The sequence below is a fragment of the Streptomyces sp. NPDC031670 genome (assembly GCF_055580545.1).
The window spans coordinates 17,059-42,623 of sequence record NZ_JBVILC010000025.1; the positions used below are offsets into that span (position 1 = coordinate 17,059).

The following is a 25,565-nucleotide window of genomic DNA, read 5'->3' on the forward strand; positions in this document are numbered from 1 at the left end:
GCGCACCATGCCCCCTTGCTCCACCAGCTGCGATCGATCGCAGGTCAGCCCACTAGGGTCGGGCCATGACGACATCCCCTGCCAGCAGTGCATTCGATTCACTCCGCCTCGACGCCGTGCGCGACCAGGAGGCGTTGCGCCGGGCCTACGAGTTGCCCAAGGACGCGGCTTTGCGCAAGCAGATGCCCGAACTCACCGATCAGACCCGACGGCTGATCGGCTGCTCATCGCTGGTGCTGGTCGCCAGCGCGGACGCCGAGGGCAACTGTGACGTGTCCCCGCGCGGTGGCCCCGCCGGGTTCGTCTCTGTCCTGGACGCACGAACGGTGGCGATACCGGACGCGACCGGCAACAAACGCCTGGACACCCTGCAGAACGTCATTGCCACCGGACGGGCCGGACTACTGTTCGTCATCCCGGGCCGCACCACGACGCTCAGGGTGAACGGCCGCGCCTGCGTCTCCACCCGTCCGGAGCTGCTGTCGCAGCTGACCGCCGTGGGCAAGCCGCCGGCCAGTGCGCTGGTGGTGGGGATCGAGGAGGTCTACCCGCACTGCCCCAAGTCACTTATGCGCAGCGGGGCCTGGAAGCCGGAGCAGTGGCTCCCGACTGATGCGCAGCCGACCTCGGCTGAGGTGACACTGGCTCAGCTGCGGATGCCGGAGTTGACGATCGCTGACATTGAGCAGGCAGAGGCGGACTCGCTGAAGTACAGGTACGCGTAAGAGTCCTTCTTGCGGTTGCTGAAACCGATGACCGGCCGCAACCGGCATGTGAACACACCCCAAGATCGACTGTGGGTCAGCTGCTTGCCTTGTGCCTGGGCGGGGGTCGTGGACACGGCGGTAGTTAGCCCATCGCCGGCTGCGGCCGGGTCGGCCGCCCGGACCGACTGCTGGACAACGGCGCCGCGACCTCGCCGGCTCGGCACCGTGAGTATCAGCGTCAGGGTGAGACCGATCATGGCCAGGACCGTCAGCCCGAGACCAACTCAAAGCATGGCCCAGACCAGCCCGGACTCCGTGAGCACGTCGATCACCAAAGTCGGCAGCAGGAGGGAGGAGGCGATCCACAGCGGGATCAAGACGCCCCCGCCGAGCGCGAAACTGAGCTCCCGGACTCGGCTTGGTACGAACGCCAGCCGCCCAGCCTCTGTCCTCGCCGACACAACTCCCGCCACTGGGTCCGTGTTGCGTATGGCCATGGCCCAAATGTAGATACGAGCAGGGATGTTCGTAAGAGGCTGGCGCGGCACGGCAGTTCCACGCCAGCGAGGGACCCTTTCCGACCTCCCGCGACAGGCTGTTGAACGGATCACCGAGCCAGACGGGCCGGAGACCGGGGCCAAGACGGCCTCACACCTCGGAGAGCGTCCGGTTGGGTCGAAGCTTGGCCATCACAGTGTCGAAGTCGATCTGGAGTCCTCCGGCCTCGCCGAGCCAGCCGTTGGCGCGAGCTGGTGGTGGTCAGGGTTTGGTGGCCGAGGATGCGTGCGGCGATGCGGACGGGTACAGGTCCCGGTGGGATACATAAAGGATTCATATAAAACTGCTATGCTTCACGTATGAGTCGCCGAGACGCCGCGCACGGCGCTTCCGATGCCATCGGGTCAGCTCTCTACGGTCTGGCCACCAGGGCCGTGAGACGCCTTCCCCGCGACATGAGCCTGACGTCCGCTGCCACCTTGGCCACCCTGGACAAGACCGGCCCGCGACGGATCACCGATCTGGCGGTGGCCGAGGGCGTCACCCAGCCCGCGATGACCGTTCTGGTCCGGGTGATGGAGGAATCCGGGTTCGTCGAGCGGAAGGGCGATCCCTCCGACAAGCGGGTCACGCTGGTGTGCCTGACCGAGGCCGGCGCGTCGTACGTCCGGGCGCGACGCCAGGCGGGCGTCGACGCGTACGCGCGGTTGATCGATGAACTCACCGTTGACGAGGTCGAGGCCTTGGCCGCAGCCCTTCCGGCGCTGCTGCATCTGGCAGAACTCGAAAGCCGCGCCCGAGAGGAGTCGGACCGGTGACCGCCGGCCAGGATCATGACCGGCCCATGAGCACTGCCCTGAAACGCTCCGAGGCGCGTCTGCTGGTCCCCGTCCTAGTGTTCATCGCCCTGGTCGTGGCGGCGGTCGCCAGCCTCGGGACGCCGCTCATCACCAGCGTGGCGACCACGTTCCACGTCTCCCTCGACAGCGCGCAGTGGACGCTGACCAGCGCCCTGCTCAGCGGCGCCGTCGCCACACCCGTCCTCGGCCGGCTCGGAGCCGGTCCGCACCGGCGGGCCGCGATTCTCGCCACGCTGGCGATCGTCGTCGTCGGCGGCGCGCTCACCGTGCTGCCGTTGCCGTTCGCCTGGCTGCTCGCGGGCAGAGCGGCCCAAGGCGCTGGACTCGGTCTCACGGCGCTGATGATGGGCGTGGCCCGCGACCATCTCCCCGAGGAGCGCAGCGCGGCCACGATCGCCCTGATCTCAGTGGTCTCCATCATCGGAGCCGGCGTCGGCTACCCGCTGGCCGCGCTGCTCGCCGAGTTCGGCGGACTGCGGGCCGCCTACGGCCTCGGCCTGCTCGTCACCGCCATCGCCTTCGCGACCGCCTGGCGCTCCATACCCGCAGCTCCCGAAGGCCGCTCCGCTCACGTGAACGTGGCCGGCGCACTCGTCCTGGCAGGTGGACTGTTCCTCGTCCTGTTCCTGGCCGGCCAGAGGGGCCTGTGGAGCCGACACCTCGCCGTGGCGGTGCCCCTCGCCGTCGCCGCCGTACTCCTGCTCTGCGCCTGGACCGCCTCCGAGCTGCGCAGCAAGGCGCCCCTGGTTGACGTCCGGGCGGTACGGCACCCGGCGGTCGCCGGAGCGAACATCGCCATGTTCGTCGGCGGGAGTGGCATGTACCTCCTGCTCACCCTCATCACGCGGTACGCGCAGACGCCACACAGCGCCGGCTACGGCTTCGGGCTGACCACCTTCGTCGCCGGGCTGGTCCTCGTCCCGTTCTCCGGGCTGGGGTTCGTCGCGGGCAAGCTCACGCCCTGGGTTCGGAGGCGGATCGACGGCCCCTTGCTCCTGGCCGGCAGCGCCGCCACCGTCGGCGGCGGGTTCGTCCTGTTCGCCACCGCCCGGTCCAACCTGGCCGAACTGCTCGCGGCTATGGGCGTGCTGGGCTTCGGCGTCGGCAGCTTCTCGGCCGCCATGCCCGGTGTCATCCTGGCCGTCACGCCCAAGAGCGAGACGTCGAGCGCGATGAGCTTCAACTACGTCGTCCGCAGCGTCGGGTACTCCCTGGGCAGCGCCATCGGCGGTCTGGTCCTGGCCGCAGGCACCGACACGGGCCGCCTCTTCCCGAACGACGACGCCTACACGACAGCAGCGCTGGTCGGCGTCGCCGCGATGGCGATCACAACGATGGCCAGCCTCGCTCTCGCGCGCCGACGCTCACCCGAGACCAATCCGATCACTGCCCCAGTCGCTGGGCCGGGCCTGGGCCGATCGAGTCGAACGGGAAGCTGAGGACCCAGTGGATCCGGGACACCATCCAGGCGTGGTCAGAAGTGCCCTGGGACGAGCTCGACCTTGACGCGGACGAGGACCCCCGCCAGCTCTTCGGACTCAAGGAGTTGAGCTTCGGCACCCGCAACGGTCTGTGGCCGATCGCGAGCACCGACCGAGGAGAGACGATCTTTCTTGACGCAGCCGCCGATGCCACCAGGCTCTTGGTCAACTATGACGAAACCTGGGCAGAGCACCGCATGAGCTTCACCGAATGGCTCTATCGCTACCTGATCGGCGAAGACATGACCGGCCCCAACAGCTCAGCCTTCTACCCAGGCCCTGTGAAACTGCAGCACCTCCCGATGTCTGCCGACGAACGTCCCGCGCCTTGGTACGGCCCAGACCGAGGCATGTGAGGCGCTGGCACCCACTGGCAGGGGGCGGCCCCAAACGAGATGACCTCTGATGAACACCTGGAGTGATGACCATGAAGGGGACGGCCGATACTCCCTGCGCCGGTGTGTGGACCGGCCGGCAGGTGGAGGCTGCGTCGCCCGGCGGCGGCGGACGAGGGGGCTGATTATTCGCCCGTCCACCGGTTGCGGTCATGCTCTAATCGCCGGAGGGCGAAGATCGAATCAGTTGATACGGCGTTGGCTGAACGGTTGGACCGTGACTCGTTTCCCTGCCCGGGGCTGAGCCGGTCGGGCCTGCCGGGGGACGGCCTACGGTCCAGGTGCGGCCAACCCGGCCGCGATGTCGAGGTGTTCGCGCTCCGCGCAGACGAGGAGCCCGAGTCCTTGGCAGGGCTTGCGGCGGCCGTCGCCGCCGCGGGGCAGACCACCTGGCTCACGGTACCTAGCGCGCGGCACCATCGCCGTGGCGATGCGATCGCCATCGCATCGAGACGGCTGCGGCGCACCGCCGTCGAGGCTTGGGCCGCGCCACGATGAGCGCTCTGGCGCAGGCCGCCGTGGCGCAGGGTGCCCGGACTGGTCTTCTCATCGCCAGTGAGGAAGGCCAGCGCCTCTACTCCTGCCTCGGCTGGCGCCATGAAGCCGACGTCCTGATCTCCCGGAGGCCAGTCGGGACCTGAGTGCGCCGTACCGGGGCCGGCGCTGTCGTACGGGGGCAACGCGGCGAACCAGGACAGGCCGGCCGGTTCCAGGATGGGTTCCCGGCTCCGCCAGGCTGGGAAACAGGTTCGTCCGGTGCCGGCTGCTGCGGGGGTGCGCCTGTCAGCGCGACAGGTTCTGCGAGGCTTGTGGGGCGCCTGGCCGCTCCCCGCGACGGAGGCGGCTGTGACAGTAGGCAGGACGGTGGCGCGGCTTCAGTTGCTGCAGCACCCCGGTGTGGGGGAATGGTCTGTGCGGGTGCGCGGGCCATGCCCGGGCGCGTGTTGTTCGTGGCATCGCGTGAAGCTGACCCCTCGGTGATGCTGCCCGCGCTGTCAGGAGACACCGGTGGAACACCAGCCGTGACCGCTTTCCGGAGCGCCCGTCGAGGTGCTAAGGCAGATGCTGCGGTGCGGCTGGGCCGGAGACCCCCGCTGCCGAGCCCGCGGCGCACTTCTCTGCAGTGACAGACGTACGGCTGGGAGCGTCACCGCCTGTGCGGAGACCTCCCCACCGTGGCCAGGTGAAGGCTTCCGGACCGATCGCCCTATTTATGAGTTTATGCCCACTTTACGGGTAGGTGGAAGTCAACCACTCCTTCTCTGGAGGCCATCATGACGTCAACCCACCGCACGCCCATCGAGGAGCACCCTGACCTGATGGAGCTGCGCGCCCGGCACGACCGCGCGGCCGCCACCCCGCGTGCTCAGATGGTCGAGGCCCTGGCCCTGCTCACCGGCCTCTTCCTCGCCGCTTCCCCGTGGATTGTCGGCTTCAACGGCTTCACCACCCTCGCCGTCACCAACCTCATCGCAGGTATCGCCTACATGCTTCTCCTGGGAGGGCTGGGCAACTCCTACGAGCGCACCCATTCCATGGCCTGGGCGGCGGCCGGCATAGGCATCTGGACCTGCGTGGCCCCATGGGTCGTCGCGGGCGACGTGGCCCATACCCGCTCGATCACCAGCAACCTCATCACCGGCGCCCTCGCAACCCTCCTCGCCCTCGCTGCCGCGTCCGCCGCCCGCGACAACACCAGCCGCCGCGGTTCCGCCACACACCGCCCCATGTCCGGGACCTGACAGGGGCCGGAAATCAGCACGCCCCCGTTGCCGAGCCCCGGCCTGGCCGGGGGCGGCAGTCCTACGGGCCCGTGCTGCCGTCGCGTGCGGGGTGGACGCGCGGCCCCCGCATCAGGGCCGCCACCCATGACTGTGGCTGCGTGCGTCGTGGACCCGGGGTGAAAGGGGGGGGCAGAGCGGCGCAGCCCCGTGGCTCCACACCCTGGACAACATCCCGATCCTCACCGGCAGTCCGAGCAACGGTTCGTGAACCGCTTCCGACCGTATGTCTGCACCGGCTCCGGGCGGCCTTGCTCGTACGAGCTCGTAACATGCTCATGATCGTGTCTTTTTGAAGCGTGCCCTGTAGAAGCGGCCAACGCTCCGATCATCAGCCCCACCGCGGGCGCGGCCGTATGCGTCAGCCACGGCCGATCCGTCTGCCCCTGAGCTGTTTGTCCGCGCTGCCGGGCGGCTGCATCGGGGCATGCGGTGACCCTTGAGGCACTCGCCACTCCATCCCGACAGAGTGAACCCGTCCTGCCATCCGTGCATGAAGCCGCCATCCGGATCCTGGACGCGTGGTCGGACACGATCGAGACCCGGGGCATCTCTGAGGTGATCGACAGCCACGACGTTCTGATCGTGCACGTCGACCAGCGGGGTCTCTTGGGTGGGGACCGGCGGGAGGCCAATGTCTTGGCCGGCAGCTTTGACGGAGAACAGAACCGGCTCGTTGTGCATGGGCTGACCTGACGAATCTTTCGGAGCCTCGCTCAGCGCCGGGGGCAGATGAGGATGGCAGCAAGGTGGAGTGCGGCCCGGTAGGCGATGGCGAGCTTGTCCGTCCGCGTGGCGAGGCCGCGCCACTGCTTGAGGCGGGCGATGCACCGCTCGAAGAGGTTGCGGTCCTTGTATGTCTCGGCGTCGAAGGCGGGCGGCCGGCCTCCGGCGCGGCCTCGCCGCAGACGGTGGCCGATCTGGTCGGCGGGCTGCGGGATGACCGCACGGATGCCGCGTCGACGCAGGTGCCCGCGGATCGCGCGGGAGGAGTAGGCGCGGTCCGCGAGGACGACCGCGGGGCGGGTCCTTGGCCTGCCGAGTCCCCTTCGAGGGATCCGTATTCCGGCCATGACAGCCTCGAAGGCCGGCGTGTCGCCAGCCTGACCCGGCGGTGACATGGATGGACACAGGCCGTGCTCGGCCGTCATTTCGCGGATCGCTGGTGAGAGGCCACCGTCCACCGGTGTGCCACTCCTGCTCCGCCCGGCGTACCAGGGTTCTACCCGACTTTGGGACTGCAGCGCATGCCGATGTAGACGCAGCCCGTGCCATCGGGCAGTGCGGAGAAGATCACTGGCAGGTAGTCCTCGCTGAACGCCGCGCCCACCCCGGTGCCGGCGGAGACCGTCTCCGTCACCGGCAGCAGATCGATCTGCAGGGGTTCGGAGAAGTCCGCCATGCCGTCGACGAATTCGTACAGCACGCGGCCCGCGCCGTCCCGCTCGGTCACGGTGATGACCACGCCCTCACGTCGGTAGGTGCCGACCAGCGGTGCGAAATCGACCGTGGGCGGCTGCGCCGGTGGAGCGAAGGGCTCCGGCGTGGTCACCCCGGCGAGTTCGGCGAGCAGTTCGCGGTAGAGCGCCGCGTACACCTCCCGTGCGCCACCGCCGTTGGTGAGCAGCGCGACCGCGACGCCGGCTGAGGGCACCACGCGCAGGTACCCGCACTGCCCGATGGACGTGCCGTCGTGCCCGTAGCCCGGAATGCCGTTCCAGTCGTACAGGGTCCAGCCCAGGCCCCAGCCGTCCGAGCTGACCGTCCACTTGTCCGGGCAGTCCACCACCCGGCGCTGCATCAGTGCGGCCGTCTCCCCAGAGAGCACGCGCGTGCCGTCCTCGGCCACACCGCGGGCCAGGTGCATCCGCGCGAGGCGGGCGAGGTCTCCCGCAGTGGCGATGACCCTGCCGTAGGGGCCCGCCGAGCGCGGCGTCATGTCCCATTGAGGTGCCGGCTCCGGGTCGTGGCCCGGTTCGCCCAGGTGTCCCATCGCCGCGCGGAACCGCAGCGCCTCCTCAGGCAGCGTCATGGTGTGCGCGAGTCCGAGCGGGGTCAGACGCAGGTCCTTCAGCGCCTGGTCCCACACCTTACCGGTCACCACCTCGATAATCCGGCCGAGCACGTTGTTGCCGACGCTGCTGTAGGAGATCGCGGCACCGGGCGGGCAATCGAGCGCCACGCCCTTCGCGGCCTCGACGTACTTGGCGAGGCAGTCGTCGCCGCGCCCGCTGTCGTAGGTGAAGTCGCAGGTCAGACCGCCGGTGTGGCTGAGTAGCCGACGTGTCGTGATGGCCCTGGTCGCGTCCGCGACCGCGTCGGCGACGGAGAACTCCGGCAGTACGTCGACGACCGGTGCATCCAGGTCGATTGCGCCCGATTCGGCGAGCTGCATGATCAGGGTGGCGGTGTAGACCTTGGCTATCGAGCCCATCTGGAAGACCGATCCGGTCGTCACCGCCACGCCCGTTCCACGATGCAACACGCCGCTGGCCAGTTCGTGGATGTTCCCGTCGACGCGGCATGGAGGACGTGGTCGCGGTCGAAGCTTCGTGGTCTCGCCATACACAAATGCCCAGCAGCGAGCCCAGCACCGCGATGCCCAGCGCCCCGCCCAGCTCCGCCGATGGACACGATTCTGATGTCCGGCTCGGCGGCCTCGGCCAGTCCGTACGCGGCGGCCTGCTGCGGGGGCGGAGGAGTACGAACGAGGCCCTGCCGTACATGGCTCGCTTGATGGTTTTAACCCTATTTACGTGGCCTTCGACGGCTCCGGAGCTCCAGGGCAGGGTGAGTCCGGCGGTGACCGCGTCGAGGTCCTGCCGGAGGAAGCCGGCGAAGCCCTTCATGGGCTTCGGTGCGTGCTGCTCGGCCTGTCGGATCCATTCCAGCAGAAGGTATGCACGCTGGCGGCGGACCAGGTCTGCGAAGGCGCGGGCGAGGTCGCAGGCCCGGGTGATGTCTGGGCAGGTGAGTCGGGCCTGACGTAGGCGTTCGTTCTGGCTGTCAGTGAGGGTATCGCGGGGGCGCATGATCCAGGAGGTGATCTTGCGAGAGCTGGGGATGTCGGCCCGGACAGGTTCGGCGGTGCCCGCGCGGAGGGCGGCGAGGTGTTTGCGGACGACCTGGCGGCTGCCGCGGTAGCCGCGGGTCTGAATCTCAAGGAATAGCCGGGTGCCGCTGACCTGGCCTTGAGCTTCGGTGAAGCGGACGTTGAGGTATGCCTTGAACGGCTCCAGGACGCCGTTGGGGTGGCGTTCGCGGGCGGATGCCAGCATCTGGTCGAGGTCTGTGTCGCGGAAGCGGCAGACGGTCTTCCGGTCGAGGTTCAGGCGTCGGGCGTTAGCGCTGATCGTCCAGCGTTTCTCCAGCAGTCGGTGGATGTCTTCGTAGCGGTGGCGGGTGCGTTCGATGATCTGGGTGCGGGGCAGTTCCGCGGGCGGTTACAGCATCGGGGTTACCTCAGGCACTTCGGCTACTTCGCTCGCCCTCTCCTCCTCGGCGCGTTTGCGCAGACAGTCGCGGTGCTGGTGGCATGTCTTCTCCACCGCGACGGACAGGTTCTGCAACAGGCGCCAGCGACCAGCGACCAGCGACTTCGAGGGCGTTGGGGGCGGCTTCCCGCTGCCTGACGGAAGCCGAGCTGGCTCGTCTGCCGTGGCGGGGCGGTCAGTTTGTCGGTGCGAACGTGGTGAGGACGGCGGCAAGGGCGGCTGGGGCTTCCAGCGGGATCAGGTGACCTGTGCGGGGGAGCACTGCGAAGTCGGCTTGGAAGAGGTAGGGCAGCAGGTGCTCGCGGAGTACGCCGACAGGCTCCACCTGGTCGTGTTCCCCGGCGACGACGAGAGCCGGCACGTCGACCATGCGCGTGTATTCGGTGATGTCCTGCGCGATGCCTCGTAGCGGCCATTCGGTCCTGGCGGCTGCGGCGACGGTACGTGAATCGGTCACAATCCGCGCTTTGACCCAAGCGGGCAGCTCGGTCGCGGTGAGGATGTGATCCCTCGCCCCGGCCACGGACTCCTCGGAGTCGTAGGCGTGCGACAGGGTCTCCTGGTACTCGGGAGTGACGTGTGCTGCGGGCTCTGCCGGACCGGACCCGACGAGAACGATGCCCTGCAAGCCGGAGGGTCGCGTGGCCGCGACCAGCTGTGCGACCTTGCCCCCCATCGAATGCCCCACAAGGACGTAGTCGGTGACCGCCGCGTCCGCGAGCACGGCGAGTGTGTCCTCGGCGAGCTGACCGAGCGTATAGGGGCCCGGCAGAGCACGCGACCGGCCCCATCCACGGAAGTCGACCGTGAGCACATCACGGCCCGCCAGACGGTCGACGACGAGGTCCCAGGTGCGGGCAGAGCCGCCCCAATAGTGCAGGAATACCAGAGTGGGCCCGGTCCCCAGCCGATGGTCGTAAGTGGGCAGAAGTAGTGTCTGCTGCGTCTTGTTCACGTTTGTTCTTCCGATCGAGATTCCAGGCGGTTCGCCCTGTCCGACCATTGGAACTTCCGCCCGGAAACGGGGCATCAGTGTGACTGGTCATCCACTGGTGGAAACTGGACACGTGCACCTGATCCGGCAGATGACCTACCAGCCCGCAGGACGTGCCGCCTCGGTCGAGACGATGACGTTCGCTCATCTGCGAGAGCTGAACGACGGCGGCAGCCAGCGCGCCGACTTCCATGTCCTTGCCGTCATCGACACCGGGCCCGGATCGGTCACGGTCGATTTCCGTCTCCACCGGCTCCGAGAACGCGCCGCAATATGGATTCCACCCGGCGCGGTACACCGCTGGGACGACATCACCGAAGTGACAGGGCACGTCGTGCTGTTCATACCGGCCGCGCCGGTCACCGACGCCACCCGCGAACTCGTGGCCTTTCCGGACCTGGCCGCGTACTGGCCCATCCCCGACGCCGACTGGCCCTACGTCGACACGGCGCGCCATCATCTACTCCTCGAAACATCCGCCCCACCCAGCGTCTCCTCGACGCAGCTGCCCGGCATCCTGCTCTCCGCACTCATCGCCCGGCTCCACCCACCGCACGCCGATATACCGCTCACCCACCCGGTGTTCCGGTCGTTTCGCTCCAGCGTCGAAGCGAACTTCCGGCAACACCACGACGCCGGCTACTACGCCCGCGCGCTGGGGTACGCGCCCCGCACCCTCTCCCGGGCGGTGCAGCAGGCCACCGGCCGCACTGCAAAGGCGTACCTCGTCGACCGGATCATCCTGGAGGCCAAACGCCTCCTCACACACGACCGCCTCACCGCCGCTCGCTGCGCCACCACGCTCGGCTTCCCCGACGCGTCGAACTTCTCTGTCTTCTTCCGCAAGGCGACAGGTGTGCCTCCGGGGGCATGGCAGGCGGCGCTGCCCCCTGAGTAGGAGATGCACTCGAGAACAGTGAGAGCCACCAGCACACGAAGTGGACCAGAGCCCCATTCCTATGGACGAAACCACCTGTGCCCCGGCATCTGCCGGAACAGCTGCGGGCGGAGGTCCGGAAGGGGGGAAGCGTCACGCCCAGAGCCAACAGCTGCTGAGGAAGACTCCGAAGAGCCCGTGCCTGCCTCAGCAGCTGGAACAGCTGGTGCTGGTGGCTGGTGTCCGGGGTGCTTTCAGCTGGTGGGGTTCGCCCTCTGTGGGAGCACATCGCGGTGAGCAGTACCGCAGCGGGCAGGGCGGAGCCTCCAGGGTGGGAAAGGTGGCGCGGTGCCGCAGGCCGGGCAGCCATCGGCTTGCTTCTGCCGACGGCGTGCCTCATCTCGCGCGACCTGTCTCAGCCGCACCCCTTCGCGGCCGATGGCATGGCGCGTGGCCAGAGCTTCGGCTTCGTCCCAGATGGTCTCCTCGATGTCGTCCTCGTCCTCGACGAGTGTGCGCAGCAGGGCGTCGACGACGGTCGTGCTGCTGCCTTGGGCGACTGCGGCTTTGACGGGTTGGTCATGCCTTCCCGCCCACGATGGGCCCGACGAATCGCTGTGTCACAGCACCCGCGTAAACCTCGCCTACACCGACCGGGACATCGCCGATCACCGCATGCGACTGCTCGTCCTGGAAACCGAGGCTCGTGACCCGATGACTCCACGTCCGCGCCGGGACCGAGCTGCCGCGAAGGCGGCGCAGATCTGCGCGGTGATCGAGCTGCACGAGGCGTCACGCCCGGGAGTCACGCACGGGAAGGAGGTCGGGTCGCATGATGCGAAGGAGCCGGGTTCGCCCTGATGGGCGCGCCTCGGCGCCGTGTGCGTGGGAGGTGGTGCACACTGCTGGCATGCCCGAGGACGAGGCGCAGCACACCCCTCCGGACTCACTGCTCCAGGTGATCGATAACCTCGCGCGGTTCCACCGAGAGCATGAGAAGTACTACTCACAGGCCCCACTGCGGCAGGCCGCAGAGCTCCAGGCGCGATCTCGGGCGCTGAAGTCGCTGGCCGATAGGTGGAGCGACGTCGAAGCCGGTGAACAGACGTCGGCGATCGCGTTCGCCGGCACGGAGGACCTGAATGCTCCAGGTCTTGTGGCGGAGTCGGGCATCCTCTTCATGGAAGGGGAGGACGAGCCCGCAGAACTGCGGAGGCTGAAGAGGGAAGTCGGCGTGCTTGCCGAAGACACCGAGCAGGGTGGTGCCTGGCTGGCCCAGGCGATGGAGCAGGCGTGGGAGATCGCGGGAAGCCTGGTCGCCTACCCGGCGCTTGCCGACCTGTTGGGGGAACGGCACCGGATCATCGCCAATGACTGGCAGTCGGCGGGTCTGCAGGCTCTGGTTGCGCGGTTGCTGCGCCGCGCTCTCGACCTGCTGGCCCGGATCGACTTCTCTCCGGCGGCGCTCCGGGCCGACCTGCGAGGCGAGCGGAAGGCTCCTTCCTACCTCTATTCGGCTTCTGAGCTGTTCGACCGGGCAGCCGACCTGATGGCGGAGTCAGCGACGCTTGTGCATGAGAACGAGAGGCGCTGGCGCACGTTCCGTACCCGGGTTCGCGAACTGCAATCCGAATAGGCCGGCGGCCACGGGAGTGTTCCCACCGTAAGAGATGATCATCATGAAACCGCCGCCGGCTCGCAGCGCCATACAGGTCGGCGATCTGGTACTGCAGCCCCATCAGTGGCTGGGAGTCAGGACGGTCGGTGGGCCGGCCGTGGCGCCGCCGTCCAGGATGAATTCCGTCCCGGTGGAATAGGTGGCGTCGGCGGCGATGAAGAGCACCATGCGGGCGACCTCTTCGGGCTCACCGAACCGAGGTAGGGGCTGCGCGGCCGTGAAGGAGTCGTCGAAGTCGGCTGTCATCGCGGTGCGCACCGCACCGGGATGGACCGAGCAGACCCGGATTCCGTCCGGGGCCAGTTCCAGTGCCGCGGCCTTGGTCAGGCCGCGCAGTCCCCACTTGCTGGCCACATAGGCGCCGATGCCTGCATAGCCGGTGGTGCCGGCGATCGAGGAGATGTTCACGATCACGCCTCCACCCGCCCGGCGAAGAGAAGGGGCAGCCGTACGCATGCCCAGCCAGGCGCCCTGGAGGTTGACGTCGATGACGCGGCGGAAGGATTGGAGGGGCTGTTCCTCGATGGTTCCCCATTCGAGGATGCCGGCGTTGTTGACCAGCACCGAGACCGGGCCTTGTTCCCGTTCCGTCTCCGCCACGACCGTCCGCCAGTCGTCCTCGCTGCCAACGTCCAGGTGTGTATACCGAGCGCGGCCACCAAGCTCGGCCGCCAGTTCTTCTCCTTCGGTGTCAAGGACGTCGGCGACCGTCACAGCCGCGCCTTCCGTGGCCAACAGACGTGCCACGGCGGCGCCGATCCCTCTTGCTCCACCGGTGACGATCGCCACTTGCTCGTCGAGACGTCCCATCAGGGCCTCCTGAACCGATGTTCGACGAAGATTCGCTGGGGAATGACGGGTCGGTCAGGAGGTCGCGCAGACGACCTCGACGAAGTGGCCCACCTGGTCCTCGGGCAGGTGGCGTGCGAGGTCCGCCTCGCTGATCATCCCGACGAGGCGATGATCGTCGGTCACCGGCAGCCGACGGATCCTGTGCTCCTCCATGGTGTGCAGGACCTGGTCGGCATCGGCCTTGGCATCGATCGTGATGGGTTTGCCGTGTTCCAGTTGGCCGGCGGTCATGGTCCTGGGGTCCTTGCCCTTGGCGAGACACTTCACCACGATGTCGCGGTCGGTGAGGATCCCGTGGAGTCGGTCGTCCTCCCCGCAGATCGGCAGGGCCCCCACGTCCAGTTCCTTCATCCTGCGCGCCGCGTCCTGAAGTGTTTCGCTCTCCTGCACGCAGGTGGCACCGGCGTGCATGATCTCCTGGGCAGTCGTCATGGTCGTGTCCTTCCGGCGTCGTCGTCAGCGCGGGGAACTCGTGGAGTGGGGCCCGCCCCGGCCGGTCTCGTCCTCAAGACCAGTGTCGGACGCTCACCTCCCCTGCGCATGCCGGGGAAAAGGTGCTCACGTCAGCGCGTGGCGGTGCGCTCGATGACGTTCCGGGCTGCCGGTGGGCCCCCGCGCGGCGGGCGTTCCGGTCTCAGCCGTGTCTGGAGCCGCATGACGACATGGCCGAGGCCGGACAGGGCGCAGGCGATCACCAGATCGGTGGGAGACAGAGGCTCCGTACCCAGCAGGTCCTGGAGGGGCGGCAAGTACACGCCGGCCGCCTGGAGGCTCAAGGCTGTTCCCACCGCGATCAGCAGGAACGGGTTGGCCAGGCTGCCCGGGCGTGCCCGGGATCCGAGTGCCACGCCTAGCTGGGTCGCCCCGAGCACCAAGAAGATCATGGACTGCCAGGGGCGTCCGGTCTCCCGCGCCCAGATGCCGGCCGCGAGCGTCACCGTGGCGATGAAGGCGCCCATGAACAGGATGCGCGGCCACAGCCCTGCCCCCAGCACACTCTCCGCGGGCGGCCGAGGCGGGCGGCGCATCGTGTCCGGGGCGACGGGTTCCGCACCGAGAGCGACGCCGGGCAGACCGTGTGTGAGCAGGTTGACCCACAGAATCTGTGCGGGCAGGAGTGGTAGCGGCATCCCCAGGAAGGGGCCCAGCAGCATGACCAGGATCTCCGCCGTGCCCCCGGCGAGTGCGTAGAGCAGGAACCGGCGTACGTTCGCGTACACCCGGCGTCCCTCCTCGACGGCGGACACGATCGTGGCCGGGTTGTCGTCGGCCAGCACCAGATCGGCAGCCTGGCGTGCCACCTCGGTGCCGCGCCGCCCCATGGCGACACCGATGTCGGCCTGATGCAACGCCGGACCGTCGTTGACGCCGTCACCCGTCATCGCCACCACGTGCCCGGCCTCGCGCCACGCCTGGACGATGTCCAGCTTCTGCTCGGGAGTAGTGCGGGCGTAGACCCGTACACCCGTCAGGTCGCCCGCCGTGCCCTCCCGGATCCGGTCCCCTGTGGTGACCTGCTCGTCCCGGGTGGCGATGCCGAGGCGATCGGCCACCGCCCGTGCGGTCATCGGGTGGTCACCGGTGATCAGTACGGGGATGATGCCGGCCCGCTTGCAGGCGGTGATGGTCGGTTCCGATGCGTTGCGGGGCGGGTCCAGGATGCCGACGAGGCCGAGGAGCGACAGGCCGGACTCCCAGGTCGGGGGTTGTGGTGCCGTGTCCTCGTGGCTGGCCGCGGCGACGGCGAGCACGCGGTACCCGTGACGGGCCAGTGTCTCCGCCCGTGCTGCCGCTCGGGCGACCGCCTCGGGACTGTCGGACAGGATTGACGGCCGGAGTACGGATTCCGGCGCTCCCTTGCACACGACCCGCACTCCGCCCTCGGGCCGACGGTGCACCGTGGTCATGCGTTTACGGTCGCTGTCGAACGGGATCTCCTCCACACGCGGATGTTCGCGGTCCAGTGCGGTCCTGTCCAGCCCGAGTCGAGCCCCGGCCACCAGCAGGGCAGCCTCGGTGGGATCACCCAGCGCGCTCCATTCCCGGGAGTGGTCCGAAGGGGGCTGCAGCGCCGCGTCATTGCACAGCATCGCGGCCCGCAGCAACGCCGCCAGGTCGGGTGCCTCGCGCGGAGTCACGGTCTCGCCGCCGCGTACGGCCCGGCCCTCGGGCGCGTAGCCGGTCCCCATGACCGTCGCCTCGCCGAGGGAGGTCGTCCACAGCTGCTCGGCCGCCATCCGGCCCTCGGTCAGGGTGCCGGTCTTGTCGGTGGCGATCACGGTCACCGAGCCCAGCGTCTCCACCGCCGGCAGTCTGCGGACGATGGCGTGCCGGTCCGCCATGCGCCGGGCTCCCAGGGCGAGAGCGAGTGTCACCACGGCGGGGAGAGACTCCGGAACGGCGGCGACGGCGAGGCTGATCGCCGCCACGATCATCAGTTCCACAGGCTGTCCGCGCACCAGCCCGAGGGTGAGCACGACCGCGCACAGTGCGACGGTGACCATCGCGAGAGCACGGCCGAAGTTCGCCAGCCGGTGCTGCAACGGGGTGAGACCGGGCGCGGCGCCCATGAGAGCGGCGATCTGGCCGAGGGCGCTGTCGGTACCGGTGGCGATCACGACGATCCGCCCGTGGCCCCGGACGATGACCGTGCCCGCCGACACCACCCCACCCGCCCCTTCACCGGCGGGGGCCTTCTCCACCGGAGCGGACTCACCTGTCAGCGACGACTCGTCCGCCAGCAGCAACGTCGCAGTGAGCACCTCTCCGTCAGCAGGGACGATGTCTCCCTCGGCCACCAGGACGAGGTCGCCCCGAACCACCTCGGCTGCCGGGACAGAGAGTTCCTCACCGTCTCGCACCACCCTGGCGGCGGGGGCGCTCATGGCGGACAGGGCCAGTACGGCCTCTTCCGCCCGCACCTCCTGGACGACGCCGACCACGGTGTTCACGGTGATCACGAGCAGGATCACGGAGGCGTCGGAGAGATCGCCGGTGGCGACAGTCAGGGCGGCCGCCACGAGCAGGACGAGGATCAGTGGGTCACGCAGTTGCTGCAGCACCCGCCGCCACACCGGGGTCCGCGGTTCCAAGGGGATTTCGTTGGGCCCATGGCGCCTCAGACGCCCTGCGGCCTCCTCCGACGACAGACCTGTCGAGGGAGCCGAGTCCGAGCGTCGGCTTGCCTCGGCAGCGGGCCTCTGGCTGCCACTGCGGTGGTTCACGGCCGCCGCTGAGGCATGCCCGGACAGCTCTGCGTGCTGGGTGCCATAACCGCTCCCGTCCTGTGACCGGCCGCCCCTTGAGGACGGAACCCCGTTTCTCAGAGTGCCACCCTTGCTCGCTCACGGCTGAGCAAGGTCGCGGCCGTGGTCGGCGGCGTATGCGGCGAACACTTCCGTCGGCGGGCCGCCCGTATGGAGGAAACGTTGGTCGAGGATGTTGGCGAGGTCTTTCATCGCGCCTGCGAGCAGGGCGCCCGCCAGTCGCACCTCAGGCCGTTCCGCCGCCTGCCCGCGCTGGGCGAGCACGGCGGCGTAGCCGACCATGGCCGCCAGCGACGAGTGGTCCTCCCCGTCATGGAAGTAGTACGCCTCGGCGTACTGGGTGAAGTCGATGCGGACGCGTGCGACATCGGTGGCCAGGCTGTCCAGCAGCAGTGCCCCCGATGTGTTGTCGAGCTGCCGCGTCGTCGGATCCGCGTCGCGCAGCAGAGCCAGCCGGACGGCCAGGACCCTCCTGCGGGTCAGCGCAGGATAGATCTCCAGCACCCAGGAGACAGTGGCCGTCAGGAGAGCGAAACCGATGAGGGCTTCGAGCGGTGAGACCAGACGGAGCCAGCCCTCGTCGGGTGCGATGTCACCCAGCCCCAGGGTGGCCACCGTGACGAGCGACAGATACACGGAGTCGAGCAGTGCCGGCTGCTGTGCTGCCTGGGAACCGGGGGAGAAGGCGAACGCCCCGGGCATGTGGGGCCAGTAGACGATCGCCCAGCCGAGGACGACGGTGACGGACCACATGCTCACGACCGTGACCATGGCGAGCGGCCCGACGAGCCCGACCACGCGGCCGGGCGCGCGGAAACGCAGGGCGAGGCGCCACAGTGCTGTCATCACGAGGCGGCTCAGGCCACCGTGGCGTGTGGGGTGCCAGAGGGTGTGGAACAGGTCCCGCAGGGTGACCATGACGAGCCCGGCACCGGCCAGTGAGACCAACCACTTCATCCGCGTCTCCCACGGCCTATTGGCATGAAACGGAAACCCGCCTTGGAGCCTAGGCCGTGGGCGGCGCGGGACAGCGCGGATGCGGGTACGCCACGCTCATTCGCTCGGATCATCCGCCTTCAGAACGAGCGTGCAGGTCTCCCCAGGCGCCACGGTCACGGCCCGGTCCGCCAGCACCACGCGGATCGCCGACTCCTCCGAGTCGGGCACGCCGATCTGCAACTGTCCGCTCAGGCGGCGTATGCGCACCCCCCAGTGGCCGCGGTAACGCAGCGAGAATCCGTACTCGGAGAGCGCCGGAAGAGGCACGGGGTCCAGCCACAGGGCGTCCTCACGTGTCTCCAGGCCCGTCAGCCCACGCTGGACCAGGTCGAGGGTTCCGGCCATCGCCCCGAGGTGGATGCCTTCGCCGGTCGTGCCGCCCTGGATGTCGGCGATGTCAGCCTCAAGGGCCTCCTGGACGTACTGCCATGCCTCGGCCCGTCTGGCCCTGGTGAGGACCAGGCCGTGGACGAGGCCGCTGAGCGTGGAGCCGTGGCTGGTGCGCCGGAGGTAGTAGTCGACGGTCCCGCGCCAGATATCGTCGTCCAGGTCGTAGCCGAGCCGCTCGAACAGCTGCCGAAGCTCCGCGGGTGAGAACAGGTAGCCGAGCATGAGGACGTCGGCCTGCTTGGACGCCTTGTAGCGGTTGACCGTGTCGCCCTCCGCCTCCAGGATCCGGTCCAGCCGCCGGACGTTGTCGTAGCGTGTGCGATAGGCGTCCCAGTCCAGCTCGGCCAGATCGCCGTAGCCCTCGAACTGGCTGATGACGCCACGGTGGAACGGCACCCACAACCGTCGGGAGATCTCCTCCCATTTCGGGGGTTCGTCGTCGTCCAGTCGGATGCGGTCGCGCAGCTCCTCCCGGCGCCAGGCGGGAAGGCGCCGCAGGAGGTCCAGGGCGCGGCCGAGCACCCAGGCGGCGGTGACATTGGTGTACGCGTTGTCCTGCAGCCCCGGCAGCTCGGCGCCCGGATAGGAGTCGTGGTATTCGTCGGGGCCGACGACTCCGCGGATGTGGTAGCGCTCCGTCGCGGGGTCGAAGACGGCTAGGTCCGCCCAGAAGCGGGCGATCTGCAGCAGCATCTCCGCACCCTTGGTATGCAGGTACTCGGTGTCACCGGTGGCCTCACAGTACTGCCACACGTTGTAGGCGATCGCCGAGCCCACGTGGTGCTGGAGCCGCGAGTGGTCCGGCAGCCATCGCCCCGAGCGGGGGTTGAGGTGCCACTCCTGGGTCTCCTCGCGGCCGTCGCTGCCGCTCTGCCACGGGTACATCGCCCCGCTCCGGCCGATCGCGGCGGCGGCTTCGCAGGCCCGTGGGAGGCGTCGGTACCGGTAGTTCAGCAGAGCCCGGGAGACCTCCGGGAAGTGCAGGTTGAGGTACGGCAGGACGAACAGCTCGTCCCAGAAGACGTGGCCCCGGTACGCCTCGCCGTGCAGCCCGCGGGCGGGGACGCCCACGTCCAGGTCCGCGGTGTGCGGTGACAGCGTCTGCAGGAGGTGGAAGAGGTGGAAGCGCAGGATGCGCCCGGACTGGCCGGGCACCTGGATCTCCGCGCGCCGCCACAACCGTTCCCAGACCGCGACGTGGGAGTTCAGCAAGCCCGCGAAGTCAGCCGCCGCCGACACTCGGTCGACTGCCGCCCCGAGCGGATCACTGATCGCCGTGTCGCGTGAGGTGTGCAGCGCCACGGTCTTCTCCACGGCGGCGGGACGGCCGGGAGCGAGCGGGAGCACCAGGCGGTGCACGGCACGGTGGCGGGCTGGGCGGAGGTCCGACGACGTCGGAGATCGGTCGGTGACGACGGTCCGGGCGGCCATGGCGACACTGATGTCGGAGGTGCTGGTCCGGCACGTCAGCCAGAGGGTGTGGGGTTCCCGGGCCCCGGTCCGCACCTGGGCCAGCTGGTGGTGGTTGAGGGCGCGGTAACGGTGCACATTGCCGTTGAGCACTTCGCCGTCGAGGCAGGACTCGATCTCGACCTCTCCCGACCAGTCCTCGGCCGTGAACACCGTCCGCAGCGCGGCCAGATGAGGATCACCCATGTGCACCAGGCGGGTCTGTTCGACAGCGACCACGCCCGCTCTCTCGTCCCGGTGGCGGAAGAACCGGGTGAGCGTGGCGCGGCGCAGATCCAGGGAGTGCCGGTGGTCGAGGAGGGTGTGCGGATGAGGGGAGAACCAAGGGCCCCACGCTCCCTCGGCGCGGCGCACGCGGAAGCGTAGGAGCAGCCAGTTCGGGAGGTTGACGAGGTCCTCGTTCACCACCTCGCGTCCCGCCACGGTCGACTCCGGGCGGTTGTAGCATCCGGCCGCGTAGGTTCCCGGGTAGTGCACCAGTCCCGCCCGGCACTCGGGCACCGCACCTCTTGTGGCGAAGTAGCCGTTGCCGAGCGTGCAGAGCGATTCCCGCAGTTGTTCGGCAGCGGGGTTGTATCCCTTCCACTCCCACGTCCACTCCGACATCCGTCGCCCTCCTCAGTTCGGAAGCCGTGGAAGCGGTGCCTGCACGGTGAACCTCACAACCGATGAGGGACGACGGCGACCGGGCACGCGGAGTGGTGCAGCAAGGCGTGGGCGACACTGCCGAGTTGCAGACCGAAGTGCCCGTGCCGGCGCAGAGCACCGACGACGATCAGGTCGGCATGGGCCGAAGCCTCCAGCAGGACACGATGGGCGGGGCCCTCGACCGCGCTGCGCGTGGCATTGACCTCGGGATGCTCCCGCACGACCTCGCGCAGCGCGTCGTCGAGGGTGGCCGAGACCTGATCTTCGGGCGCCCCGGCGGCTTCCGCCGCGAGCCCCGGGTCCCCCGGGACGGACTCTGCGGGAGGAGAGCCCGGCTCGTGAACCGGACTGCGCCAGGCCCGTACGGCGGTCAGGGCACAGCCCCGGGAGTCGGCCTCTTGGGCGGCGAACCGTACGGCATCCGTGCCGCCGGTCGCATCGCCGACTCCCACCACGACCCGGCCAGGGGACCCTCGAAGGTTGCGCTCGTCGCCTCGGACGACGATGACCGGGCACGTGGCGCGAGCAGCCACCGTGAGGCTGACCGACCCCAGCAGCAGCCCGGCGACCTCGCCGCGCCCACGAACGCCCGTGACCAGGGCGAATGCCTCGGACCCCGCTCGAAGCAGCGTGGACACCGCATCGGCGGCCACGACGTCGGCGGACACCTTCACCTCGGGGTCGCGGAGCTGGGCTCGGTGGGCGCAGGAGGCGACGATGTTCTGCGCCATGACCTCTCCGGCTGGGCGATCGGCGCTGAGGGAGGGCCGGGCTCTCTCATAACGCTCCCAGAGGGACGCATGGACAAGCCGCAGCGGCAGGCCGTGACGGGCCGCTTCGTCCACCGCCCAGTCGACCGCCAGCAGACTAGATTCCGATCCGTCGACGCCCACGACCAGCGGGAGTTCCATCGGGGCCACCGCCTTCCGTCCCGTTGCTGACAAACCCCCTGTGAATACCGTCGCACCGCCCGCGGGCCGCCGCGACATGCGGGCGGGCGCTCGGATCGGGTGGCCGTCGGCGGGTTGCGGTGCACGGGGTCGCGACGACGCCGGAGATGTATGGCCCGACCAAGCGCCCGGCGCGCTCCAACAACCTGGGACATGCCTGAGACCCCGCACATCGTGAGGGATGCGATGACCCTCCCAGCGGTAGCCGTCCGGCACGCGACGCCCGGATCATCTGTCCGAGCTCACCGAGGAGGGGGCAATGACCGCCGAGGAGCATATGACCGCGCCCAGGTGGCCTTGTCCACGAGAACGGAGGACAGCAGATGGTCGCGACTTCGAGCGGCACCGGCGGAGGCCACTGTTCGAATGTTCCGTGAGGATGCCCCCTGTCAGTGTTCGCTGGTGGCGATGTAAGTGCCGTGCCAGGTGTGGTCCCACACGGCGCCGGTGGAGGCGTTGACCGACAGCATGCCGTTGATCTTCCCGGAGCGCAGGGTGTGCAGGGTGTAATAGCCCGGGAAGGCCTCCGCCTCGTCGGCGGTCAGTTTGCTGCCCTGGTCGCTCAGCCACTGCTGGGCGCGGTCCTGAGCCTGGTCGGGGGAGATGCGAGTCTGGGTCTGGCTGCGGGGGTGCATGCCGTAGTCGGTGTTCCACATCATTGCCGGGCCGTATTCGATCCCGGTGTCACCGTCGGCCGGGTCGACGAGGATCTCGGTGGCCAGCGTCCCGGAGGGGGTTTTCAGCTCGGCGTAGAAGTTCTTCGAGAACTGCATGACCTCGCCGACGCGCAGGTCGAGCCGGTTCGCGAAGGCGTCGGCCCGCTGTCGGGCCTGGTCCTGGGTCTTCACCGGGGTGCCGTCGCCGCGCTGCCAGTAGTGTCCGTCCGTCATGCCGGGGCCCCACGAGCAGTCATCGCGGCCCATCATGCCCGGCCCCATACCGGGCCCCCATGAGCCCCAGTCATCCCAGTCGTCGCCCGATGTGTTCGACCTCCAGCAGTCGCTGGCCGAGGGGCTGGGCTGGGCGGCCGGGCGGATGGAAGCACCACTTGAGGGGCTGCTGTTGCCTGCCGCGCATCCAGCGGCCACCGTGCCGGCCAGTGCGAGGGCCGCCAGTGCGGCGGCAGCCCGCCTACTCGCTCTGCGCATGATGATCACCCTCCGGGTCGTTCGCTTCGCGTCCGCCCGACCCGGCAGACGCGGGCGTGTTACCCACAGCCTCTCTCCGCGCGCAGGGAACCGCCCAGGGCCATCCGGACCTGCCGGTTCCCCGATCGGCCCACGCATGAAACGCTCCCCACAGATGTGCACCTCCGGCCTGCTGACCTTCCTCTCTTCGGCTGGACCTGGCTCGGACCCACTCGCCGGATTCTTCATCGCCGCCTTCGTCATCATGGAAGGCAAGGAACCCTGCGAGGGCGAACCCGTCTGCGACGACGACAAATCCGCCGTGAATGGCACGACGACCTCGTGCTCCGACGGCTGCAACTGACCAGTCCCCTACAGACACGGCGAGGGCCCCGCCGCTGCATCGCAAGACGCCGGAGCCCCGCAGTTCTCACCGAGGCCGATGTTCGATTTCCGATCCGGATTCAGCGCCTCCCAAGCTGGCGCACAAACGCTGCTCAAACTCAAACTCGTGAACAAAGCGACTCGGGGTTGCGGTCCCACCTCGACGTCCTGACGCGGACCCGGCCGTGGACAGCCCAGGCTCAGGCTTCGATGTCGAGTACCTCCGACACAGGGCGGCGCGGCGTGCCGGGACCGTTGGGGCCGTAGCCCAGGCGCAGCAGGACCTGCGGGTAGCCCGTCCCGGTCATCGGGTCGCGCACCGGCCAGCGCAGGTCCGTCCATTCGAGAGGCTGGGTCACGAAGGAACACCTGCCCTTCACGGTTCTTGGGGACCTTCACCGCGAGGATTCCCTTGTTCAGATCCGCGCTGATGTGCTCGGTGTCGGAGTTCGGCGGCAGAATCGTGCGGTAGTCGAACTGGCCGATGCGAGGGGTCTGCCGACGCACCGTCCCGGTGCGTTCCTTCTCCCGGATCTCACCGTGGATGTCGAGTTCGCCTTCGGCGACCTCCACGGTGATCTGGAGGTCCTCAAGCTCCCGCAGGGCTGACGGAAGCCCACCTCTGCTGTGTCGCGCGGGATGTGTCATGGCTGATCCCTCCTTGACTTCTGCCTCGGGGGCGCTGTGCCGCCGTCGGTCACGTGGGTCACCCGGCGACCTCACCGGCCGTGTGGCCGCGATGCGCCCGTGCCCTCGGTGTCGCGCTCGGCGGTCTTCAGCAGTTGCACGCCCGGGTCGTTCCTGGCCCGCCCGCTGCCGGTTCGTCACCGGTCTCCGGTACGTTCGAGTCCGCCGGATGGCAGTGCGCGGTCTCGTGACCGGTGAGTTCCGGTGCCGGTGTCCAGGATCAGGTGTGCGTTCGTTGTTCCCGCGCAGTCCTCGAACAGATGAAGACGAACCGTCCACCACGGATGTGGCAACGCATTCCTCCTCACCTCGGAGCCGACCGATACGACCCTGGCGGGTCTCCTCCCGGGGCTTGCTGCGCGGAGGGGGCCGACAGGATCTGGTCTTCGATGCGTTGCCGGAGGCGGGCCGTGAGTACGCTCAGTCGCTCGGAGGTCGTCGCCCGGGGCGCGACGGGTGCTCGGATCCGGCGTGCGGCCGGGGGCAGCTCCCCCAAGTCAGCGGCGAGTCTCTTCCGGCATTCGTGGAGCGTGGGCCTCCTGCCGGTGCGCTGCCCGTTCAGCATCACCGTCTCCAGCAGCGGAACGCCGTCGGCGGGTGGCGGCTCGTCGGCGAGAGCGATCACGTCGACGCAGTCGGGGCGGCGGAACACCTGCTTGCGGCCGGGTGCTGTCACTTTCGCTGACGAGAGCTTCATCACCGGGTGGCCGTCGAACTCGACCAGCTTGTAAGCGGAGTCCAGGTACGGCGCGTCGGCCGACACACCGACACGGGTGCCCACGGCGTAGGTGTCGATCGGTGCTCCGGAGCGCACCAGGTCGTCCACCGCGTATTCGTCGAGACCACCGCTGGCGATGATCTGCACGTCCTGCAGGCCTGCGTCGTCGAGGATCGACCGGGTCCGTACGGCCAGGTCCCCGAGGTCACCGCTGTCCAGCCGCACGGCGGAGCCGGGCCCGCGGTCCAGGTCCCGCAGGACGCGAGCCGCGACGCGGACGCCTTCCTCCGTGTCGTAGGTGTCCACCAGCAGGGTCACCGGGCCGGGGTGGCAGCGGGCGAAGGCGCGGAACGCGTCCTCCTCCGAGGCGAACGTTTCCACGAAGGAGTGGGCCATCGTGCCGACGGCGGGAATGCCCTCAGCGGTGGCTGCCGCCACGTTGCTGGTCCCGGCGAAGCCGGCCATCGCACCCAGACGGGCGGCTTCGAACCCCGCCTGCGGGCCGTGGGTGCGCCGCAGGGAGAAGTCGACGACCGGGTGACCGGCCGCCGCGAGCACGCAGCGCGCGGCCTTCGAAGCGATCATCGTCTGATGGCTGAGCCGGTTGAGCACGTACGACTCGACCAGTTGCGCTTGCGGAAGGGGGGCGGTCGCCTCCAGCAGCGGCTCACCCGCGAACACGATCCGACCCTCCGGCACTGCCCGCACCTGGCCGGTGAACGTCAGGCCGAGCAGCGGCGCCAGGTCCCCTGGCGGCCGGTGCAGCGCGGAAGCGAAGGCGTCGGCGTCCTCGGGCCCGACACGAAAGTCGGCCAGGTAGTCGAGTGCCGACTCGAGCCCCGCCGCCACCAGGAAGCCGCGTTCAGGGGGCAGGTTGCGGACGAAGAGGCTGAACGTCGCCGGGCCGGTCATCCCCTCCCGCAGGTAGGACATGGCCATCGTGACTTCGTACAGATCGGTGGTCGTCGCGTCCGACATCGGTGTCACCTCCTGGGCTTCCGTCCGGCTTGCCGGTCGTCACCGGCGGAAGCGCGCGGACCACTGCGGTTCCACCAGGTCCCACTCGGCGTCCCACTGTGCAACCTTCTCCGGTCCAGGACCAGGCGCATGCCCGCCCAGGGCGCGTAGGACCCGGCGGCCACGCCGAAGGCCGCCATACCGCCTACCATCCAGCCACTGGTCGTCGCGTTGAGAGTGCTCGTCGGCGGACTGGTGAAGGTTCCCTCCCGTGTCACCCACACACGCACGGTGGCGCACCTGTCTCCTCTCGTGGCGGGTGCCACGGGACCGGCCTCCCCCTCCACGGCTC

General features: G+C 69.0%; 22 protein-coding genes and 4 pseudogenes. 10 read left to right on the plus strand and 16 right to left on the minus strand.

Features of this window, described 5'->3' with window-relative positions; genetic code table 11:
- The first annotated feature begins 65 nt into the window (after nt 1–65).
- Nucleotides 66–725 (plus strand): MSMEG_1061 family FMN-dependent PPOX-type flavoprotein, encoded by a 660-nt coding sequence (locus ACZ5ID_RS31625; RefSeq protein ID WP_468904748.1) that lies wholly within the window; start codon nt 66–68, stop codon nt 723–725.
- Nucleotides 726–991: 266 nt separating this feature from the next.
- On the opposite strand, the gene ACZ5ID_RS31630 is transcribed toward ACZ5ID_RS31625, so the two are convergent.
- The gene (locus ACZ5ID_RS31630; protein WP_468904750.1) at nt 992–1,204 is read right to left on the minus strand and encodes a hypothetical protein; all 213 of its coding nucleotides are present in this window, start codon (nt 1,202–1,204) and stop codon (nt 992–994) included.
- Nucleotides 1,205–1,564: 360 nt separating this feature from the next.
- Between ACZ5ID_RS31630 and ACZ5ID_RS31635 the strand changes: the two genes are divergently transcribed.
- From ACZ5ID_RS31635 to ACZ5ID_RS31660, 6 genes are all read left to right on the plus strand, one after another.
- Nucleotides 1,565–2,023, plus strand: coding sequence for a MarR family winged helix-turn-helix transcriptional regulator (locus tag ACZ5ID_RS31635; protein ID WP_468904752.1), 459 nt, complete (start codon nt 1,565–1,567; stop codon nt 2,021–2,023).
- Nucleotides 2,024–2,049: 26 nt separating this feature from the next.
- A complete protein-coding gene (locus tag ACZ5ID_RS31640) occupies nt 2,050–3,504 on the plus strand; it encodes an MFS transporter (RefSeq protein ID WP_468904754.1) in 1,455 nt (484 codons plus the stop codon).
- 41 nt (nt 3,505–3,545) lie between these two features.
- Nucleotides 3,546–3,902, plus strand: a complete 357-nt coding sequence (locus tag ACZ5ID_RS31645) for a hypothetical protein (protein ID WP_468904756.1) — start codon at nt 3,546–3,548, stop codon at nt 3,900–3,902.
- Between the two features lie 533 nt (nt 3,903–4,435).
- Entirely contained in the window at nt 4,436–4,582 is a 147-nt protein-coding gene (locus ACZ5ID_RS31650; RefSeq protein ID WP_468904759.1) for a hypothetical protein, read from the plus strand.
- Nucleotides 4,583–5,215: 633 nt separating this feature from the next.
- A complete protein-coding gene (locus ACZ5ID_RS31655; RefSeq protein WP_468904761.1) occupies nt 5,216–5,683 on the plus strand; it encodes an SPW repeat protein in 468 nt (155 codons plus the stop codon).
- Between the two features lie 528 nt (nt 5,684–6,211).
- Nucleotides 6,212–6,418, plus strand: coding sequence for a hypothetical protein (locus ACZ5ID_RS31660; protein ID WP_468904763.1), 207 nt, complete (start codon nt 6,212–6,214; stop codon nt 6,416–6,418).
- Between the two features lie 20 nt (nt 6,419–6,438).
- Here the strand turns inward: ACZ5ID_RS31660 and ACZ5ID_RS31665 are convergent.
- The 4 genes and pseudogenes from ACZ5ID_RS31665 to ACZ5ID_RS31680 form a co-directional block, all read right to left on the minus strand.
- A pseudogene (locus tag ACZ5ID_RS31665) lies at nt 6,439–6,871 on the minus strand (transposase); the annotation flags it as partial.
- A 73-nt stretch (nt 6,872–6,944) separates the two neighbouring features.
- Nucleotides 6,945–8,291 carry a serine hydrolase domain-containing protein gene (locus ACZ5ID_RS31670; RefSeq protein ID WP_468904765.1) on the minus strand — a complete coding sequence of 449 codons (1,347 nt, stop codon included), beginning with the start codon at nt 8,289–8,291 and terminating at the stop codon, nt 6,945–6,947.
- 184 nt (nt 8,292–8,475) lie between these two features.
- Nucleotides 8,476–9,000, minus strand: a pseudogene (locus ACZ5ID_RS31675) (transposase); the annotation flags it as partial.
- A 391-nt stretch (nt 9,001–9,391) separates the two neighbouring features.
- On the minus strand, nt 9,392–10,171 hold the full coding sequence (locus ACZ5ID_RS31680; protein ID WP_468904767.1) for an alpha/beta fold hydrolase: 780 nt from the start codon (nt 10,169–10,171) through the stop codon (nt 9,392–9,394).
- A 112-nt stretch (nt 10,172–10,283) separates the two neighbouring features.
- On the opposite strand from ACZ5ID_RS31680, the gene ACZ5ID_RS31685 reads away from it, so the two are divergent.
- Entirely contained in the window at nt 10,284–11,108 is an 825-nt protein-coding gene (locus ACZ5ID_RS31685; protein WP_468904769.1) for an AraC family transcriptional regulator, read from the plus strand.
- Between the two features lie 889 nt (nt 11,109–11,997).
- Complete coding sequence (locus ACZ5ID_RS31690; protein ID WP_468904771.1) at nt 11,998–12,723, plus strand: hypothetical protein; 726 nt, start codon at nt 11,998–12,000, stop codon at nt 12,721–12,723.
- A 102-nt stretch (nt 12,724–12,825) separates the two neighbouring features.
- On the opposite strand, the gene ACZ5ID_RS31695 is transcribed toward ACZ5ID_RS31690, so the two are convergent.
- From ACZ5ID_RS31695 to ACZ5ID_RS31725, 7 genes are all read right to left on the minus strand, one after another.
- Nucleotides 12,826–13,575: a glucose 1-dehydrogenase gene (locus tag ACZ5ID_RS31695; protein ID WP_468904774.1), complete on the minus strand. Its 750-nt coding sequence runs from the start codon at nt 13,573–13,575 to the stop codon at nt 12,826–12,828.
- 54 nt (nt 13,576–13,629) lie between these two features.
- Nucleotides 13,630–14,049, minus strand: coding sequence for a CBS domain-containing protein (locus ACZ5ID_RS31700; protein WP_468904777.1), 420 nt, complete (start codon nt 14,047–14,049; stop codon nt 13,630–13,632).
- Between the two features lie 131 nt (nt 14,050–14,180).
- Nucleotides 14,181–16,841 carry a cation-translocating P-type ATPase gene (locus ACZ5ID_RS31705; RefSeq protein WP_468904780.1) on the minus strand — a complete coding sequence of 887 codons (2,661 nt, stop codon included), beginning with the start codon at nt 16,839–16,841 and terminating at the stop codon, nt 14,181–14,183.
- 120 nt (nt 16,842–16,961) lie between these two features.
- Entirely contained in the window at nt 16,962–17,840 is an 879-nt protein-coding gene (locus ACZ5ID_RS31710) for a potassium channel family protein (protein WP_468904783.1), read from the minus strand.
- A gap of 96 nt (nt 17,841–17,936) precedes the next feature.
- Nucleotides 17,937–20,348, minus strand: coding sequence for a glycoside hydrolase family 65 protein (locus tag ACZ5ID_RS31715; protein ID WP_468904785.1), 2,412 nt, complete (start codon nt 20,346–20,348; stop codon nt 17,937–17,939).
- 53 nt (nt 20,349–20,401) lie between these two features.
- Entirely contained in the window at nt 20,402–21,301 is a 900-nt protein-coding gene (locus ACZ5ID_RS31720; RefSeq protein ID WP_468904787.1) for a universal stress protein, read from the minus strand.
- A 428-nt stretch (nt 21,302–21,729) separates the two neighbouring features.
- Entirely contained in the window at nt 21,730–22,230 is a 501-nt protein-coding gene (locus ACZ5ID_RS31725) for a hypothetical protein (RefSeq protein ID WP_468904790.1), read from the minus strand.
- 412 nt (nt 22,231–22,642) lie between these two features.
- Here ACZ5ID_RS31725 and ACZ5ID_RS31730 point away from each other — a divergent pair, with 412 nt between their 5' ends.
- Nucleotides 22,643–22,831 (plus strand): hypothetical protein, encoded by a 189-nt coding sequence (locus ACZ5ID_RS31730; RefSeq protein ID WP_468904793.1) that lies wholly within the window; start codon nt 22,643–22,645, stop codon nt 22,829–22,831.
- 220 nt (nt 22,832–23,051) lie between these two features.
- On the opposite strand, the gene ACZ5ID_RS31735 is transcribed toward ACZ5ID_RS31730, so the two are convergent.
- The 4 genes and pseudogenes from ACZ5ID_RS31735 to ACZ5ID_RS31750 all read right to left on the minus strand — a co-directional run bounded on the left by ACZ5ID_RS31735 (nt 23,052) and on the right by ACZ5ID_RS31750 (nt 25,234).
- The gene (locus ACZ5ID_RS31735; RefSeq protein ID WP_468904911.1) at nt 23,052–23,210 is read right to left on the minus strand and encodes a hypothetical protein; all 159 of its coding nucleotides are present in this window, start codon (nt 23,208–23,210) and stop codon (nt 23,052–23,054) included.
- 28 nt (nt 23,211–23,238) lie between these two features.
- Nucleotides 23,239–23,499, minus strand: a pseudogene (locus ACZ5ID_RS31740) (Hsp20/alpha crystallin family protein); the annotation flags it as partial.
- A 127-nt stretch (nt 23,500–23,626) separates the two neighbouring features.
- Nucleotides 23,627–23,707 (minus strand): annotated as a pseudogene (locus ACZ5ID_RS31745) (hypothetical protein); the annotation flags it as partial.
- 135 nt (nt 23,708–23,842) lie between these two features.
- Nucleotides 23,843–25,234: a nicotinate phosphoribosyltransferase gene (locus ACZ5ID_RS31750; RefSeq protein ID WP_468904796.1), complete on the minus strand. Its 1,392-nt coding sequence runs from the start codon at nt 25,232–25,234 to the stop codon at nt 23,843–23,845.
- Nucleotides 25,235–25,565 lie beyond the last annotated feature (331 nt).

What these genes read in the sequence shown, in the direction of transcription:
- ACZ5ID_RS31625 (WP_468904748.1), top strand. Translation starts at nt 66, where the DNA reads ATGACGACATCCCCTGCCAGCAGTGCATTCGATTCACTCCGCCTCGAC.
- ACZ5ID_RS31630 (WP_468904750.1), bottom strand. Translation starts at nt 1,204, where the DNA reads ATGGCCATACGCAACACGGACCCAGTGGCGGGAGTTGTGTCGGCGAGG.
- ACZ5ID_RS31635 (WP_468904752.1), top strand. Translation starts at nt 1,565, where the DNA reads ATGAGTCGCCGAGACGCCGCGCACGGCGCTTCCGATGCCATCGGGTCA.
- ACZ5ID_RS31640 (WP_468904754.1), top strand. Translation starts at nt 2,050, where the DNA reads ATGAGCACTGCCCTGAAACGCTCCGAGGCGCGTCTGCTGGTCCCCGTC.
- ACZ5ID_RS31650 (WP_468904759.1), top strand. Translation starts at nt 4,436, where the DNA reads ATGAGCGCTCTGGCGCAGGCCGCCGTGGCGCAGGGTGCCCGGACTGGT.
- ACZ5ID_RS31655 (WP_468904761.1), top strand. Translation starts at nt 5,216, where the DNA reads ATGACGTCAACCCACCGCACGCCCATCGAGGAGCACCCTGACCTGATG.
- ACZ5ID_RS31690 (WP_468904771.1), top strand. Translation starts at nt 11,998, where the DNA reads ATGCCCGAGGACGAGGCGCAGCACACCCCTCCGGACTCACTGCTCCAG.
- ACZ5ID_RS31695 (WP_468904774.1), bottom strand. Translation starts at nt 13,575, where the DNA reads ATGGGACGTCTCGACGAGCAAGTGGCGATCGTCACCGGTGGAGCAAGA.
- ACZ5ID_RS31700 (WP_468904777.1), bottom strand. Translation starts at nt 14,049, where the DNA reads ATGACGACTGCCCAGGAGATCATGCACGCCGGTGCCACCTGCGTGCAG.
- ACZ5ID_RS31710 (WP_468904783.1), bottom strand. Translation starts at nt 17,840, where the DNA reads ATGAAGTGGTTGGTCTCACTGGCCGGTGCCGGGCTCGTCATGGTCACC.
- ACZ5ID_RS31715 (WP_468904785.1), bottom strand. Translation starts at nt 20,348, where the DNA reads ATGTCGGAGTGGACGTGGGAGTGGAAGGGATACAACCCCGCTGCCGAA.
- ACZ5ID_RS31720 (WP_468904787.1), bottom strand. Translation starts at nt 21,301, where the DNA reads ATGGAACTCCCGCTGGTCGTGGGCGTCGACGGATCGGAATCTAGTCTG.
- ACZ5ID_RS31725 (WP_468904790.1), bottom strand. Translation starts at nt 22,230, where the DNA reads ATGACGGACGGACACTACTGGCAGCGCGGCGACGGCACCCCGGTGAAG.
- ACZ5ID_RS31730 (WP_468904793.1), top strand. Translation starts at nt 22,643, where the DNA reads ATGTGCACCTCCGGCCTGCTGACCTTCCTCTCTTCGGCTGGACCTGGC.
- ACZ5ID_RS31750 (WP_468904796.1), bottom strand. Translation starts at nt 25,234, where the DNA reads ATGTCGGACGCGACGACCACCGATCTGTACGAAGTCACGATGGCCATG.